Source organism: Hyphomicrobium sp., assembly GCF_009026145.1.
GTDB lineage: Bacteria > Pseudomonadota > Alphaproteobacteria > Rhizobiales > Hyphomicrobiaceae > Hyphomicrobium_A.
This window is the reverse complement of record NZ_WBUE01000037.1, coordinates 19,135-34,608: the sequence shown is the minus strand read 5'-3', so window position 1 is coordinate 34,608 and position 15,474 is coordinate 19,135. Positions and strand designations below refer to the sequence as shown.

The window sequence follows — 15,474 nt, the reverse complement described above, 5'->3', positions numbered from 1 at the left end:
GGCATGACCGCCGCCACCTGCGTGACGAAGGGCGCCAGCGGCTTCGCCGGCGACACTATCGGCTTGGCGGGCGGCGGCGCGGCCACAGCCACCTGCGCGCTGGCGGACCAATCGGACGCTGTAGGTTGAGCCGAAGCCTTGTGCACGGGAACCGGGGGCAGGGGCGCCATGGCGATCTGCTTTGCGGCCCACTTGTTCGGTGTCGCTTGCACCGTAGTTTTCGTTGCGGAAGGCGATGCCGGGGCCGGGACCTTTGGGGTGGCCACTGCGATCCGCGTCCCGCCGCTCCACTTCGACGTCGCCGGTCGGTCGGCCGCGGTCAACGCGGCGGCGGGCTCTCTCTTGTCCGGCGCCGGCGCCGATGCCGTCAATGCGGGCACGGCAGGCACCAACGGAGCGGCGATCGCCACTTGCGTCGCCCCATCCCATTTCGGCACCGCCGCCTGGGCGGCGGGCGGCGCGGCAATCGATGTCGACGTCGACGCGGTCGTCCACGCGCTGGCGGCCGCGGCCGAGCGCGGAGCCTCGACGCGTGCCGGCTGCGCGGCATGCGCCGGCTTCACGCGCTCGCCGCTGTCCGTTGCCACCACCACCGTTTCCTCATCGGCGATGCCCGCCTCCTGATAGGCGGCGCTGCGCGCCTCCATGGCGTCCGAGCGCTCGGCGTCCGTCAGCCCCGGGTCATCGAGGGCGCGCGTCAGGTCGGTGATGGCGCGCCCCGGGTTGCCCTGCTTGCGGTAGGCGAGACCGCGATAGTAGTGCGCGCGCGCCACCTGCACCGCCGGCAGCCGGGCGCGCAGCGCCGCGTTGATGCCGCCGATGGCCGGCTCCAGCTTGCCGGCGTGGTAGGCCTCGATGCCCTTGGCGAGAATCTCCTCGGCGACGTCGGCGGCCGCAGCCGGCAGCGCCCCGGCCGCGGCCAGCAGGATTGCCGTCGTCAAGCTGCGTAAAGCGCGGCTCACATGCGGCCTCAAGAGGTTCGCCACGTCGCGCGCGACGCTAGGGCGCCGCGGCTCGTCCGTGCGCGAAGTATCGACCGATTCGCTCAGCACGCGGCTGTGGAGGAGATGTCGAGCCGGCTCAATAGGATGCTTGGGAACTCAGTCTTCCGCGGGCGCGTCGAGTCCTAGCCCCGGCGGCGCGCCGGCTTGGCGGTGTCGGTCTCCACATACACCTCCCCGCCGAGGGCGCGGAACTTCTCGCTCATCTCGCGCATGCCCGCTTCGCGGGCGTCGCGCATGCCGGCCTCGCGCGCCACCTCATCGGCGACGCCATCTGACTCCGGGTCGACCTGCGTCGTCTCCTCGGTAAGCTCCACCGCGCCTTCGTTGAGCCGCGCCGCGTGGTCGCGCACCTGCTGCGTGATCTCCATGGAGCAGAACTTCGGCCCGCACATGGAGCAGAAGTGCGCCACCTTGTGCGCCTCCTTCGGCAGCGTCTCGTCGTGAAAGGCGCGCGCCGTGTCGGGGTCGAGCGATAAATTGAACTGGTCCTCCCAGCGGAACTCGAAGCGCGCGCGGCTCAAGGCATCATCGCGCAGCTGCGCCGCCGGGTGCCCCTTGGCGAGGTCGGCGGCATGCGCCGCGATCTTGTAGGTGATGACGCCCGTCTTCACGTCGTCACGGTTGGGCAGCCCCAAGTGCTCCTTCGGCGTCACATAGCAGAGCATCGCGGTGCCGAACCAGCCGATCATGGCGGCGCCGATGCCGGACGTGATGTGGTCGTAGCCCGGTGCTATGTCGGTGACGAGCGGCCCCAGCGTGTAGAACGGCGCCTCGCCGCATAGCTCCAGCTGCTTCTCGACGTTGACCTTGATCTTGTGCATCGGGATGTGCCCCGGACCCTCGATCATCACCTGGCAGCCCTTGTCCCAGGCGATCTTGGTCAACTCGCCCAGCGTCTCCAGCTCGGCGAACTGTGCGCGGTCGTTGGCATCGGCGATGGAGCCGGGTCGCAGGCCGTCGCCGAGCGAGAAGGAGACATCATACCTGCGCATGATGTCGCAAATCTCCGCGAAGCGCTCGTAGAGGAAGCTCTCCTTGTGGTGCGCGAGGCACCACTTGGCCATGATCGAGCCGCCGCGCGACACGATGCCGGTCACACGGGTTGCGGTGAGCGGCACGTAGCGCAGGCGCACGCCGGCGTGGATGGTGAAATAGTCGACGCCCTGCTCGCACTGCTCGATGAGCGTGTCCTTGTAGACCTCCCAGTCGAGCTTCACCGGGTCGCCGTCGACCTTCTCCAGCGCCTGGTAGATCGGCACCGTGCCGATGGGCACCGGGGAGTTGCGCAGGATCCATTCGCGCGTCGTATGGATGTTGCGCCCGGTCGAGAGGTCCATCACCGTGTCGGCGCCCCAGCGGATCGCCCATACCATCTTCTCCACCTCCTCCTCGACCGAGGAGGTGACGGCGGAGTTGCCGATGTTGGCGTTGATCTTGGTGAGGAAGTTGCGGCCGATGATCATCGGCTCCAACTCGCCGTGGTTGATGTTGGCGGGTATGATGGCGCGCCCGCGCGCCACCTCGCTGCGCACGAACTCGGGCGTGATGAAAGCGGGAATGGCGGCGCCGAAGCTCTCTCCGTCCTTCAGCGCCGCTTGCGCCCGCTCCAACATGGCCTTGCGGCCCATGTTCTCTCTGTGCGCCACATACGCCATCTCCTTGGTGATGACGCCAGCGCGCGCATGTTCGAGCTGCGTAATCGGCTTGCCGGCAAGTCCGCGATAGGGCTGCGGCTTGTTGGGGAAGTCGCGCGCGAGATGCGTGGCGGAAACGTTGCCGTTGTCCTCCGGCTTCACCGCGCGCCCTTCGTACTCTTCGACGCCGCCGCGCTCCTTCACCCACGCTGCGCGCGGGCGCGGCAGCCCGCGCGTCACGTCGATCGTGGCGCCGGCGTCCGTATAGGTGCCGGACGGATCGTAGACGCGCACCGGCTGCTCGCCGCTCTTCTCCGACAGCACTATCTCGCGGAACGGCACCTGCAGACCGGCGAAGCCTTGCGGGGCGGAATACACCTTGCGCGAAGCCGGCAACGGTCCGGTCGTCACCTTCGGCTGCGTCAGCTCGGATTTACGCGTTACCTTGTTCATGGCTTGGATCCCTGCGCTTGGTCGGGAAAGGGGGCGGAGACGGCAACGATCGGTCCCATGGGGATCCCGAAGTCGTTGCGGTTGAGATCGGCGGCGTAGAGGCGTGATATCGAGCCGTCGAGATAGAGCGCATTGGGCGTCTTCAAGACGTCACGGAACACGCGCGCGAATTGATGGAAGGTGACGGGCGTATCGGCCAGCGCGAAGACGACGCGCGAAGCATCGACGCCGACGCCGTTGCGCCGGTGCTTGGATGTAGCGTCCTTCAGGAAGCGCGGGTGCAGGCGCCCGTCGATCACCAGCATGGGGCCTGACTGGGTAGCGAACTGCGGGCTAAGCTTGCTGCGCAGAAATGCTGTTGTCTCGAGCACGCCCGCAGCACCGTCGGCGACAAAGAACACGCCGTTGGGCTTCATGCTGAAATTGCCGGGTCCGTCGGCCATCGACAGCCGCTTCAGCTCATGGCCGTTCTCCACGTAAAGGCCGACCGGCGAGCGGTCCTCGTGGTACATGCCGGCATTCATGGCGAAGAGGAGGGTGCGCTTGCGTCCGGCAAGAACGTCACTCACGCGATCGAACTGTCCGAGCGGCGCGCCGGACGCGTCGCGCAGGAGCAGCTCGATATCCTCGTGCGCGTCGAACTCGCAGATGACGTAGCGCGCGCGCGCGATGGTCTCGTTGCGGCAAGCTGCATAGCCCGCATCCGCCGTTGCCAGTGCAACGACGACGAGCGCACTGCCTGCCGACAGAAGACTGCTGAAGCGCTTGGTGAGATGGGTGAGCATATTCCGTCCCTTCGCCGGCATGACCCGGATCAGGTTCTAAGGGTGCTCGCGCGACAGCACGATCTCAGCCGGTCCACCGGCGCCCCTCGGAACTAGACGTAATGTGCGCCGCCGCGGCGGCGCATGCAAGTCGGCAGCGGCTTCAGGCCAGATAGCCCACGTAGCACAGCCACAGGCCGAGCAGGCCTTCGACCACGCCGCCCACGGTGAGATATGTCTTGTTGTTGAGCATCTTCTCGCCGATGCCCATCACGGTCTGCGGGCACAGCATGCGCGCCGCGCCGCCGATGACGGCGAGCCAGCCGAAAATGGTGATGATCACCGGCCAGCCGGCCTCCCACACGTTGTGCGTATTGACCAGCGCGAGACCGCCGAGCAGCGTCAGGAAGCCGCTCAGGAACACCAGTGGTTGGCTGGCAATGAACTCCTTGGCCATCGAGCTCCAGGAGTCCTGGCGCACGATCAACCCGATAGCCAGCACGACGAGCATGGGCCCGAGCAGCCGGGCAAGGAAAACCGAGGTGTCCATATCCTGTCCTCCCGCAAGTGATTCGAATACGGGAAGTGTGGGCGCTGTGCCGCTAGCCAGCAAGCGAAGCCGCTAACCCTCAGATGACATGGAGGAAGGTCAGCGGCCCTCGCGCCACCAGGCGAGCGACACCAGCATGAGCAGCGCCGCGAGGGCGCCGAAGCCGGTGAACATCGGCGTCAGCTTCACGCCGCGGGTGATGAACGCCTCGCGGTCTTTCAGGCCCATCCAGCCGGAGCCGGCCAGCACCTTGGCGCCCGACAGCATGGAGACGCGCGGCACCTCGACCGCGGACGGGTCGGCGCGCGTTGATTCCGCCGACGTGCTGGTCCAGAAGGCGCCGCCGCCGGTGGCGTCGAGGATGGGCTGCAGCTTGGCGTCGGTCGCCGTCACCTCGCTCATTTCGATCGGGTCGTCGATGCCGGCGTGGGCGACGGCCTGCAGCTCGCCCGATTGGGCTTTCGTCTGGGCTTTGTAGAGGCCGGGGATTTTGACGTCGACGGGGGCGCGCCAGATGCCGGCACCCGCCGGCTCGAGCGTGACCTGCGAGGTTTCCCCACCCGGGCCCGACAACGTCACCGGCGCGACCTTGTCCTCCATCGAGCGGCGCTCGATGGTGAGGTGCAGGCCGCGCGCCGTAGCGATCAGCCGCTCCTCCTCGAGGTCGGGCTCCTTCATCAGCCAGTGCGACAGGCGGCGCAACAGGTCGCTGTGCGGCCCGCCACCTTCATAGCCGCGCGCCCACAGCCACGCCTGATCGGAGGTGAGCAGCGCCACGCGCCCCTTGCCCTTGTGGTCGAGCACCAAGAGGGGCTCGTTCTCAGCCCCGTCCATCAGGGTGCGGCCGTGCTCGGGCTGCACCTCCACCTGGCGGAACCAGCGGCCCCAGGTCGGCTGTGCGTTCTCGGCGCCCGCGCCGGGCAGACCCTGCGTTACGGGGTGCTTCCTGCCATCGCCGGTGAGCTTGGCCTTGAACGGCTCCGACAGCACGCGCCCCGTGGGGATCGCCGGTAGCACCGGCGATAGCGGGGTGCGGAACAGGCTCAAGTTGCCGGCATAGTCGTCGCCGGCGGCGATCAGCAATGCGCCGCCGTGCTCTTCCACATAGCGGGCGATGTTGTCGTAGTACGGCAGCTGCAACAGGCCGCGGTGCTGATAGCGGTCGAAGATGATCAGGTCGAAGTCGTTGATCTTCTCCGAGAACAGCTCGCGCGTCGGGAAGGCAATCAGCGACAGCTGGTTGATCGGCGTCCCGTCGTGCTTCTCGGGCGGGCGGAGAATCGTGAAGTGCACGAGGTCCACGGCGGCATCCGACTTCAACAGGTTGCGCCAGGTGCGCTCGCCAGCGTGCGGCTCGCCGGAAACAAGCAGCACGCGCAGGTTCTCGCGCACGCCCTCCGCCGCGATGACGGCGCGGTTGTTGGCGGGCGTCAACTCGCCGGGCGCGGTGTCGAGCTCCACTTCGAGGATGTTCTGGCCGGCGTGCGGGAACGGCATCTCGATCTTGACGGGGCTGTTGACGACCGTGGCGACGCGCTCGTCCGCGCGCCCCTCGCGACGCACCTTCAGCGTGATCGGCTCACTTGCGGCGCCGGTCTTGCCGGCCTCGCGCACGGCAACCTCGATCTCGCGCGACTGACCGACGATGCCGTAGCGCGGCGCCGAGAGAATCTCGATGCGGCGGTCGAACTCGTCGGGAGCGCCGGTAATGAGGGCGTGCACCGGCGCGTCGAAGCCGAGCTGGGTGGCGGACATCGGCACGTCGTGGACCTCGCCGTCGGTCAGCATGATGACGCCGGCGAGGCGGTCGGGCGGGGTATCGGCGAGAGCCTTGTTGAGGTCGGCGAAGAGATGCGTGCCGGGCGAGGTCATGTCCCCCGGGCGTGAGGCCGGTATCCATTTGACCTGCAGGTTGGGGATCTTGCCGAGCTTGGCTTCGAGGTCGGCCTTTACCGCCGCCGTCTGCGCCTTGCGGTCGCCGAGCGTCTGGCTGGCGCTTTCGTCGACGATGACGATGGCGACGTTGGCGAGGCTCTCGCGCTGCTCCTCGCGCAAGGTGGGATTGGCGAGCGCGGCGAGCACGGCGGCAATGGCGGCGGCACGCAGCAAGGCGCCGCGCGAGCGGCGGTAGAGCAGATAGCCGATGAGCACGAGCGCCAGCGCGCCCGCGGCCCAGAAGAACGGGGCGGGCAGCATGGGCGCGAAGTCGATCGACCAGTTCATGCGCGCATCCTCATTGCCCGAGCCTTTCGAGCAGCGCCGGCACGTGCACCTGGTCGGCCTTGTAATTGCCGGTCAGCGCATGCATGACGATGTTGATGCCGGTGCGGAAAGCCATCTCGCGTTGGTCCTCGCCGCCGCCGACGGTCGGGTAGATCGGCCGTCCGCCTTCGTCGAGCGCCCACGCGGCAGCAAGATCGTTGGGCGTGACGATGATCGAGGTGACGCCATCCGAGACGCGCGCGCGGCGGCTCTGATCGAACCCGGTGCCGGTGTCCAGCGCCTCGACCCACAGCTGCCCGCCGTCCCAGCGGCCGGGGAAGTTGCGCAACAGGTAGAACGCCTTGGTGAGCACGTGGTTCTCCGGCACCGGCTCCAGCCGCGGCACGTCCAGCTTGCCGATGATCCGCTGCAGCGCCGACTCATTGATGCCGGCTGCGCCGCTGCCGGCGACGCCGCGCCCGTAGTCCTGCGTGTCGAAGATGATGAGCCCACCCTGCTTCATGTAGGCGTCGATCTTGGCGAGCGTCTCCTCCGGCAGCGCCGTGGCATCGGGCAATACCGGCCAGTAGAGCACGGGGTAAAAGGCGATCTCGTCGCTGAGGATGTTGACGCCCATTGGACGGCCCGGCTCGACGGCGGTGCGCACCGACAGCAGGCGTCCCAGACCGTCGAGGCCGAGTCGGCTGATCTCGTCGATGTCCTTGTCGCCCGTCAGCACGTAGCCGAGCGTGACCTTGCTCGTTGCCTCGATGGCGCGCTCGTCAGTGGCTTGCGTGCTGGCGGCGCTTTCGGTTGGCTGAGTCCCGAGCGGCTGCGCGAATGCGTGCGGGGCGGCGAGCAGCAGTCCCGCGGTGCCGGCCACGGCGAGGATGAGCGCGGCGTGCGCCGGGCGGCGGCGCGCATGGCGCCACAGACGCAAGCCGCCGGCCTGCAGAAGAATGACGGCGATGATGTCGGCGAACAGCAGCGCCAGTGCGGCGAGCAGCAGCCACGACTTCAGCGGTTGCGCGCTCTCGCTCGCGTAGCTCAGCCGCTCGGTGCCGCTAGGAAGCGACGGCAGCGGCTTGAGCGTGCTTTTCGGACCCAGCACGTTGACGGCGCGCGGCGAGCCGCCGGCACCGTAGTAGCCGGGCGGATGATCGAGGCTCGGCACGAGGTCGTGCACCTTGGCCGCCGGCACCGGCTGCGCTGTGGGTGGCGGCGGGGCAAGGATGCCGAAGCCATCGAGCGTCTGCAGCGGGGGTAGCACGGAGGTTGAATCCTCGGCGCCATTGTTGGCCGTGCCGCTGCCGGATTCGCCGCCGTCCGCGACGCCGCCGCCGAGTGCCGAGATACGGCGCAGCATTTCGACGAACAACCCCGACAACGGCAGGTTCGACCAGTCGGAGTTGGCGGTGACGTGGAAGAGGATGATCTGGCCGTCGCCGAGCTTGCGCTCGGTGACGAGTGGCGTGCCGTCCTGCAGCCGCGCCCACACGTGCACGTCGGGGCCGAGCATGGCGGGGTCGGCGAGCACCTGGCGACTGACGGTCACCTCTGGCGGCACAGGCGTGCCGGCGAACAGGCTCTGGTCCTCGATGGGAGCGAGCTTCTGCGGCGTCGACCACGACAGCGCGCCGCCGAGGGTGCGGCCGCCGACACGCAGCGGAACGGGGAGCAGATCGTCGCCGCCGTTCTCGAGGCGCGGGCCGGCGAAGCGTACGAGCACGCCGCCCTTCTTAACCCAGTTCTCGACGTGTTTTTCCGCCTCGCCGGACAGTGTGCCGATGTCGGCCAGCATCAGCACGCTCGCGTTCTGTGACAGCGCCTCCTTGATGCCGGCGGCGAGGTTCGAGCCCTTCGGCTTGATCAGCTCGGCATACGGCGTCAACGCCTTCTCGATGTAGTAGAGCGGCGCCAGCAGCGGCTGCGCCTGCTCGCGGCTTTCGCCCGAGATGAGCGCTACGCGATGCCACTGCGAGCGCGCGTCGATGAGGCTGACGGCACCGGCCGAGCGCTCGCCGGCGACCTCGACGCGGCCAACCTGGTTGCGCAGCTCGAGCGGCAGATCGAACGGTACGGTGGTTGACGCCGCGCCAGGGGCGAATTTGAACGGCGCCTCGGCCAGTCGTTGGCCGCGCGTCGAGATGGCGTGCGCGAAGCCACTGCGTGCAGCGCCTTGCGGACGCAGTACGCGCGCTTCCAGCTTACCGCTTTGCCCGATCCCGGCAGCGACGCCGAGCGGCTCGGCGCTGCGCGCGTCCTCGATGACGGCGAACGTGCCACCCTGGGCAAGGGATCGCAGCTTATCGGCGACCTCGGCCGCCTTGCCGTCGTGATCGATGTCGTCGCTCAGCCAGACGATGCTGGCGCCCTTGGCGCCGGCAAGCGCGGAGCCGAGCGCGCCGGTGGCGGCGAGGCGATCGGGAGCGAACGGTTGCGGCGTGAGCGCGGCGGCGGTCGAGCGCGCTTCGGACGGCGCCTCGATGCGGGCGGTGAAGCTCTTTGCCGTGCTCGCTGTCGGCACGACGACGATGGGACGGCTTTGCCCCTCCGCCTCGGCAATGACGTGTTCGATCATGCGTGTGCGCTCGTCCCAGCGGGCGGCGGAGGCCCAGCCGTTATCGACGACGATGGCGACAGGACCGCTGCCGCCGAGTGCCGCATCGCGCGAGGGGTTCAGCACCGGCTCGGCGAGCGCGAAGATGAGCAGCGCAGCGGCGAGCAGGCGGAGCAGCGTCAGCCACCACGGGGAGGCGGCCGGCGTCTTCTCCTGGTTCTCGAGGCCGACCAGGATGCGCGTGGGCGGAAAGGTGACCCGGTGCGGGCTGGGGGGGACCGTGCGCAGCAGCCAATAGATAATGGGCAGCGTGGCAAGTGCCGCCAGCAGCCATGGATTGAGGAAAGCCAGGGCGCCGAAGCTCATGGTCGTGCCTCGGATTGCATCGCGGCGCTATCGGCGGATTGCCAGCGATGATCGCCAGCACCGCCCTGCATGCGCATGATGAGCGACAGGAGCGGCTCGGCCGGCGAGCGGTCGGTATGGTGTACGAGGAACGACCAGCCGACGCGGCCGGCCAGCTCCATGAGCTGGGCGCGATGCGCCTCGAGCCGTTCCTTGTATTGCGCGCGCAGGCTCTGTACGCGGTCGGCGACCCAGCGTTGGCCGCCGTCCGGGCTTAGGAACTCGGTGCGTCCCTCGTAGGGAAGCGTTTCCTCGGCCGGATCGACGATCTCGATGAGGTGACCGACGGCGCCGTCGGCGGCGAGCTGCTCGACGTGCGCGCGGGTGCGCTCGATCGGGTCGAGGAAGTCGCTGATGAGGATGGCACCCGAGAAGCGCGCAAGATGCAGCTTCGGCGGCTGCGTCGATTGCAGGATCGGTGTGCCCTCGTGGGCGAGGATCGCCTCGGCCATGCGCGTCGTCGCCTTGCGGCTGGCCGTAGGGGGCGTCAGCCCGAGCAGGGCGACGCGCTCACCGCCACGCACCAGTAGCTCGGCGGCGGCCAGCATGAGCAACAGCGCGCGATCGCGCTTGGTCGTCGTAGCAAGGTGGCTGCGGAAGTTCATCGATTCCGACAGGTCGGGCCACAGCCACACGGTATGCGCGGCTTCCCACTCGCGCTCGCGCACGTAGAGATGATCGGAGCTTGCCGAGCGGCGCCAGTCGATCTGGCGCAACGTGTCGCTCGACTGAAACTGGCGGAATTGCCAGAACGTCTCGCCGGGTCCGGCGCGGCGGCGGCCGTGCAGACCGTGCGCCACCGTCTGCGCGATGCGCTGCGCGTCGATGAGGATTTCCGGCAGGCGGTCGGCAAGGCCGTGCGCTTCGCGTTCGAGCGCCAGGACCCCGGCACCGCTGGCAGGATCCTGACGGGAGTGCACGGCGTTCGCCATTCGTTACTCCACCGCCGCGACGAGCCGCGCAATGATGGCGCCGAGGTCGTGGCCTTCGGCGCGGGCGGCGAACGTCAGCGCCATGCGGTGCTTCAAGATCGGGTCGGCGAGCGAGAGCACGTCGTCGACCGATGGCGCCAGGCGGCCGTCGATGAGCGCTTTGGCGCGCACGGCGAGCATCAGTGCCTGGCTGGCGCGCGGGCCCGGGCCCCAGGCGACATAGCGGTCGGTCTCCTCGCTGACGCCGGTGCTGGGACGCGCCGAGCGGACCAGCTTCAAGATGACGTCGACGACCTTGTCGGGGACGGGGATCTGCCGCACCAGCCGCTGGATGCTCATTAGCTCCGGGCCGGTGAGCACGGTTTCGAGGTGGCGGTCGTCGGTGCCGGTGGTGGCGAACAGCATGCGCCGCTCGGCCAGCACGTCCGGATAGGTGACATCGATCTGCAAAAGGAAGCGGTCGAGCTGCGCCTCGGGGAGCGGATAGGTGCCTTCATGCTCGAGGGGGTTCTGCGTCGCCAGCACGTGGAAGGGCGAGGGGATGTCGTAGCGCGCGCCGGCGACGGTGACGTGGTGCTCCTGCATCGCCTGCAAGAGCGCCGACTGCGTACGCGGCGAGGCGCGGTTGATCTCGTCGGCCATCAACAGCTGGGTGAAGATGGGGCCTTTGACGAGGCGGAAGGAGCGCGACTTGCCGGGCGCGTCCTCCAGGACCTCCGAGCCGATGATGTCGGAGGGCATGAGGTCGGGCGTGAACTGCACACGCTTGGCGTCGAGGCCGAGCACCTTGCCGAGCGTTTCGACCAGCAGCGTCTTGGCGAGGCCGGGCACGCCGATGAGCAGGGCGTGGCCGCCGGAAAGGATGGTGATCAGCGTTCGCTCGATGACGATGTCCTGGCCGAAGATGACCGAGGCGGCGGCCTTGTGCGCCCTCTGCACCCGCTCGGAGGCAGCCTCGAGGCGTGGAACGATGTCGGCGTGCGTGTCGGTGAGGGTGCTCATGGTCAACTGGGCTCGCTGATCGATCTAGGTACGATTGGCTTGCGGTGCCGGTGACACCTTAACAAATTTATGAATGGAACGATCCAAGGCGCCATGCGCCGGGTCAAGTGAATGTTACGTTAGATTGGGGGTACGGGTGTCACACGCCGCCAGGTTCGGTGTATGTGGCGCTGACAGCGAAACATGGACGATACGAAGGCAAGAAGGTTGGGTGAATTCGGCAAGCTGGAAGGGATGCTGAGCGCAGTCCCGGAGCGGCGCCCGGCGCCGGTCGAAAGCTGGCATCCGCCCTATTGCGGCGATATCGGATTGAAGATCCGCCACGACGGAACGTGGCTCTATCAGGGGAGTCCGATTCTCCGGCCGGCGCTCGTCAAGCTGTTCGCCGGCGTTCTGCGCAAGGACGTCGACGGGCGCACCTACCTCGTGACGCCGACCGAGATGGTCGATGTCGAGGTGGAGGATGCGCCGTTTCTCGCCGTGGAGATGGAAGCTCGAGGAACGGGGCGGCGGCAGCAACTCGTGTTTCGCACCAATGTCGACGACGTCGTTGCCTGCGGGCACGAGCATCCGTTGCGCTTTGCCGAGCAGCGTCCAGGTGGTGGTTTGAAGCCGTATGTGCTCGTGCGCGGACGGCTGGAAGCGCTGTTTACGCGCGCGCTCTTGCACGATCTCGTGGCGCTCGCCGTCGAAGAGCCGCACGACCACCGGCGCGTATGCGGCGTGTGGAGCGGCGGCGCTTTCTTTCCGATCGGCACCGCTGAAATGCCTAGTGCACCTTGAACTCGGCGCCGACGAGACGCACCTCGGCCGGCGTCAGCAGCTTGCAGTGGGCGACCGTCACCTTGAACAGCTTGCCGTCGAGCTTTGACGCCCAGAAGTCGAGGAAGCTCGTGAGTTTGGGAAAGCGTGGGTGCAGGTCGTAGTCCTGCCAGATGTAGCTCTGCAGCAGCGCCGGATGATCGGGCAGCCGGTAGAGGATCTCGGCCGTTGTTAAACTGTATCCTCTAAGCAAGGTGGAAATTTCGGGTTCGTGCATTGAAGTCCCCAATCGTCACCTCGAGTCCCCCAGACTCGACGCTTGAATGATAGATCAGGGAAAGCCTCTGACAATGAATTTGTTCCACAAGTTGAGTGCGTTAGCAGCCCCGTCCGTCGACTGCTGATAAGCGCCGGGAATTTGAGCGGGCAGCGCACCACATTGCTGCCCGGATAGGCACGAGAATGCTGGAAATCGCGCTGACGAGCTTCACGACCTTCTTCGCCACCATCGGACCGGTGGAAGCCGCCGTATTATTCGCTACCCTGACGCCGAAGATGGAGCGCGCCGAGCGCGCGGCGATCGCCATTCGCGCCACCGCCATCGCCAGCGTGCTGCTGCTCATCTTCACGCTATTGGGGCAGCCGCTGCTCGACGAGCTGGGCGTTAGCATTGCCGCACTGCAAACGGCCGGCGGCATCATCTTGCTGCTCATCGCCCTCGACATGATCTTCGCCAAGCCGACCAGCGCTTTCAAGCTGACGCAGCCCGAGGGCGAGGAGGCGCAGACCAAGGACGACATTGCGGTCTTCCCGCTGGCGATGCCGCTGCTCGCCGGGCCCGGTGCAATGAGCGCTGGGATTCTGCTGGCAGCGAACGCGGACGGCGATCCGCTGGCGCTTGCGACGACGGTTAGCGCGCTCGCCGCGGTGATGGTGATCACGCTGGCGCTGCTGCTGCTCTCACATGAGCTCAACCGCATGATCGGCATCACCGCGCAGCGCGTGTTGATGCGCGTGTTCGGCATCCTATTGGCGGGCATCGCGGTCCAGGCCGTGTTCAACGGCATAGGGGCCAGCGGCTTGGTGCGGCTCGGCGCTTGAGGCGCGAGCCATTGCGGCACGGCGGTTAGGGCGCCATTAACCAAGAGCGTCCAGAATTGGGACAGTCGCGTTGGTTGAGAGGCGTGTCCCATGTCGTTGTCGCGTCTGGTATCGTTGCGTACCGGCCATCGTGCGGCCGGAACAGGAGCGTCATGCGCCCGCGTGGCGCTCCTTTTTTCCTTTGCCACGCTCGCTTTGGGTGGCTGCAGTGCGGTGGCACCTCTACCCAACAGCGGCCTGATCAGCGCCTTCGCAGCGCAACCGGCGCCACGCGCCTCGATGCCGCCCGCCGACATCGAGGACGACGGCCGCGAAGCGCAGCGGCCGCCTCGGCTGCGCATGTACCCTAGAGACGACGACCCAACGCAGCCGTTCAGTCCGAACTACGGCGAGGTGCCGTTGTCGCCACAGCCGGACGAGAGCGGCGATGGTCCGCCCGCACCCGCGTGAGTATCGAGATTTCGCGGTGGCATCCCATATACTGTTGGTGCCCTGCGGGAGCTTGTCATGTGCCGACGCGCCACTGTTGTGCTGACGCTGAGCCTGATAGTGGCTGTGCGGCTTGCGGCCTACGCCGCACCCGCAGATCGGCCATACGCGAGCGATGCGCACCGCGCCGGCCCCGGCGGTGCCTACGGCGGCCTCAAATCGCGCACCGCGCCGTTCAAGAACCCAGGCGCCAGCGATAACGCGAACAAGGAGCCCTACTATTACCGCTACTACAGCGACACCAACCGCGACCCCGGCTCTTGCCGCAGGTTTGCGCGCCGCGCCATCGTCACCAAGAACAGCAATTGGTGGACGCGCTATCGCGCCTGCCTGAACTGAGCATCAGCTGCGCGAAAATTCTCGGGATCTTGGATCTGCCTAGCGGCGTTGCCACCTATGGTTAACGCTTTCCAGCCGCCTCCCCGTGCGCCGAGGCAAGCCAGCGGAGGCAGAACCGCAAGGAGAACCCGACGATGAAACGAATATTGATGGCGGCGTCCGCCGTCGGCGGCGTGCTCACGGTGCTCGCCGCGACGCAGGCGGCAAGCGCCGTCCCTCTCGCCAATCCGCAAGCGTCCCCACAAGGCATCGTAGAGCAGGCGGGGCGTGGTGGACATGGAATGGGTGGTGGCCACGGCATCGGCGGCGGCCACGGCGGTGGCCACGGCGGCTTTGGCCATGGTGGTCATCGTGGGTTTGGCCACGGTGGTCATGGCGGTCACGGTGGCATTGGCCACGGTGGCGGCCATCATCGCCACGGACACCATCGCCATTTCCGCGGCTTCTATGGAGCACCGTTCGTCGGCTACGGCGCTTACTACGCCTATCGCGACTATGGCGACGACTGCCGCTGGCTGCGCCGGCGGGCGCTTGCCACCGGCAGCCCCTACTGGTGGGATCGCTACTACGCGTGCATCGAAGATTAAGCACCGCCGTCCGAGGATGCCGAGGGCCGGGCTAGTCCCGGCCCTTTGCGCATATGGGCCGAGGCGGGCACTATTTGGTGATGGCTGAGACGAGAACTGCCGCGCATTCGGCGATCGCCATCCGGCGGTGGGACGAGGTTGCCCGCCCGGATCAACTCGGCGCCGCACTAGACGCGATCTTCTTCGAGGCGAGCGGCACGAAGTCGTTCGCCAGCGAGGAGGTGCGGGCGGCGTTCCGCGAACGCTGGCTCGGCCGCTATCTCGTCCAGCATCCGCAATGGGCATATCTCGCCATGGCGCCTGACGGCACGATTGCCGGCTATCTCGTCGGGGCGCTGGGTGAGGGCAGCGGCTTCGATGACTTCGCTACCGCCGCGCAGCAATATCCCGCGCATCTGCACGTCAACTTGGCGCCGCATTACCGCAGCCAGGGCATCGGCGCCGAGCTGATCGAAGCCTTCGCCAAGGATGCCGCGCGCGCCGGCGCCAAAGGGATGCACGTCGTCACCTCAGCAGATGCGCGCAACATGCGCTTTTACGAGCGCGTCGGCTTCCAACCACGCGCCCGGACCACGGTGAACGGTCGCGAGCTGGTCTTCCTTGGCCGCCGCCTGTAGCAGCAAGGCCCGCCTGTTCGATGCGGGCCCGGATGCGTATAGTCGGCGCCCTTCATTCTAGGATTGCCGGCAT

General features: G+C 67.5%; 14 protein-coding genes, 1 pseudogene and 1 riboswitch. Of the genes and pseudogenes, 6 read left to right on the top strand and 9 right to left on the bottom strand.

Annotation, left to right across the window (positions count from 1 at the left end; translation table 11 throughout):
- The 8 genes and pseudogenes from F9K20_RS19590 to F9K20_RS19555 all read right to left on the bottom strand — a co-directional run.
- Window positions 1-941 (bottom strand): annotated as a pseudogene (locus tag F9K20_RS19590) (hypothetical protein); the annotation flags it as partial.
- Between the two features lie 185 nt (window positions 942-1,126).
- Entirely contained in the window at window positions 1,127-3,091 is a 1,965-nt protein-coding gene (gene thiC, locus F9K20_RS19585) for a phosphomethylpyrimidine synthase ThiC (protein WP_291005954.1), read from the bottom strand.
- Window positions 3,088-3,876 carry a phosphodiester glycosidase family protein gene (locus F9K20_RS19580; protein WP_291005952.1) on the bottom strand — a complete coding sequence of 263 codons (789 nt, stop codon included), beginning with the start codon at window positions 3,874-3,876 and terminating at the stop codon, window positions 3,088-3,090. The genes thiC and F9K20_RS19580 overlap by 4 nt, the downstream gene beginning before the upstream one ends.
- Window positions 3,866-3,973: riboswitch (TPP riboswitch) on the bottom strand. Its footprint overlaps the gene before it by 11 nt.
- Before the next feature lie 45 nt (window positions 3,974-4,018).
- A complete protein-coding gene (locus F9K20_RS19575) occupies window positions 4,019-4,405 on the bottom strand; it encodes a hypothetical protein (RefSeq protein WP_291005950.1) in 387 nt (128 codons plus the stop codon).
- 99 nt (window positions 4,406-4,504) lie between these two features.
- Window positions 4,505-6,628, bottom strand: a complete 2,124-nt coding sequence (locus tag F9K20_RS19570) for a hypothetical protein (protein ID WP_291005948.1) — start codon at window positions 6,626-6,628, stop codon at window positions 4,505-4,507.
- Between the two features lie 10 nt (window positions 6,629-6,638).
- Complete coding sequence (locus F9K20_RS19565) at window positions 6,639-9,533, bottom strand: DUF4159 domain-containing protein (RefSeq protein WP_291005946.1); 2,895 nt, start codon at window positions 9,531-9,533, stop codon at window positions 6,639-6,641.
- Window positions 9,530-10,504, bottom strand: a complete 975-nt coding sequence (locus F9K20_RS19560) for a DUF58 domain-containing protein (RefSeq protein WP_291005943.1) — start codon at window positions 10,502-10,504, stop codon at window positions 9,530-9,532. Before F9K20_RS19560 ends, F9K20_RS19565 begins: the two co-directional genes overlap by 4 nt.
- A 3-nt stretch (window positions 10,505-10,507) precedes the next feature.
- The gene (locus tag F9K20_RS19555) at window positions 10,508-11,506 is read right to left on the bottom strand and encodes a MoxR family ATPase (RefSeq protein ID WP_291005940.1); all 999 of its coding nucleotides are present in this window, start codon (window positions 11,504-11,506) and stop codon (window positions 10,508-10,510) included.
- 183 nt (window positions 11,507-11,689) lie between these two features.
- Here F9K20_RS19555 and F9K20_RS19550 point away from each other — a divergent pair, with 183 nt between their 5' ends.
- Window positions 11,690-12,289, top strand: coding sequence for a DUF1285 domain-containing protein (locus F9K20_RS19550; protein ID WP_291005938.1), 600 nt, complete (start codon window positions 11,690-11,692; stop codon window positions 12,287-12,289).
- Here F9K20_RS19550 and F9K20_RS19545 read toward each other — a convergent pair.
- The gene (locus tag F9K20_RS19545) at window positions 12,276-12,545 is read right to left on the bottom strand and encodes a protein usg (protein WP_291005936.1); all 270 of its coding nucleotides are present in this window, start codon (window positions 12,543-12,545) and stop codon (window positions 12,276-12,278) included. The genes F9K20_RS19550 and F9K20_RS19545 overlap by 14 nt on opposite strands.
- 185 nt (window positions 12,546-12,730) lie before the next feature.
- Here F9K20_RS19545 and F9K20_RS19540 point away from each other — a divergent pair, with 185 nt between their 5' ends.
- The 5 genes from F9K20_RS19540 (at window position 12,731) to F9K20_RS19520 (ending at window position 15,401) form a co-directional block, all read left to right on the top strand.
- Window positions 12,731-13,369: a MarC family protein gene (locus F9K20_RS19540; RefSeq protein ID WP_291005934.1), complete on the top strand. Its 639-nt coding sequence runs from the start codon at window positions 12,731-12,733 to the stop codon at window positions 13,367-13,369.
- A gap of 90 nt (window positions 13,370-13,459) precedes the next feature.
- Window positions 13,460-13,819: a hypothetical protein gene (locus tag F9K20_RS19535; RefSeq protein WP_291005931.1), complete on the top strand. Its 360-nt coding sequence runs from the start codon at window positions 13,460-13,462 to the stop codon at window positions 13,817-13,819.
- 57 nt (window positions 13,820-13,876) lie between these two features.
- Window positions 13,877-14,197 carry a hypothetical protein gene (locus tag F9K20_RS19530; RefSeq protein ID WP_291005929.1) on the top strand — a complete coding sequence of 107 codons (321 nt, stop codon included), beginning with the start codon at window positions 13,877-13,879 and terminating at the stop codon, window positions 14,195-14,197.
- Window positions 14,198-14,331: 134 nt separating this feature from the next.
- Window positions 14,332-14,784: a hypothetical protein gene (locus F9K20_RS19525; RefSeq protein WP_291005927.1), complete on the top strand. Its 453-nt coding sequence runs from the start codon at window positions 14,332-14,334 to the stop codon at window positions 14,782-14,784.
- A gap of 80 nt (window positions 14,785-14,864) precedes the next feature.
- Window positions 14,865-15,401, top strand: a complete 537-nt coding sequence (locus tag F9K20_RS19520; RefSeq protein ID WP_291005924.1) for a GNAT family N-acetyltransferase — start codon at window positions 14,865-14,867, stop codon at window positions 15,399-15,401.
- The last annotated feature ends 73 nt before the right edge of the window (window positions 15,402-15,474 follow it).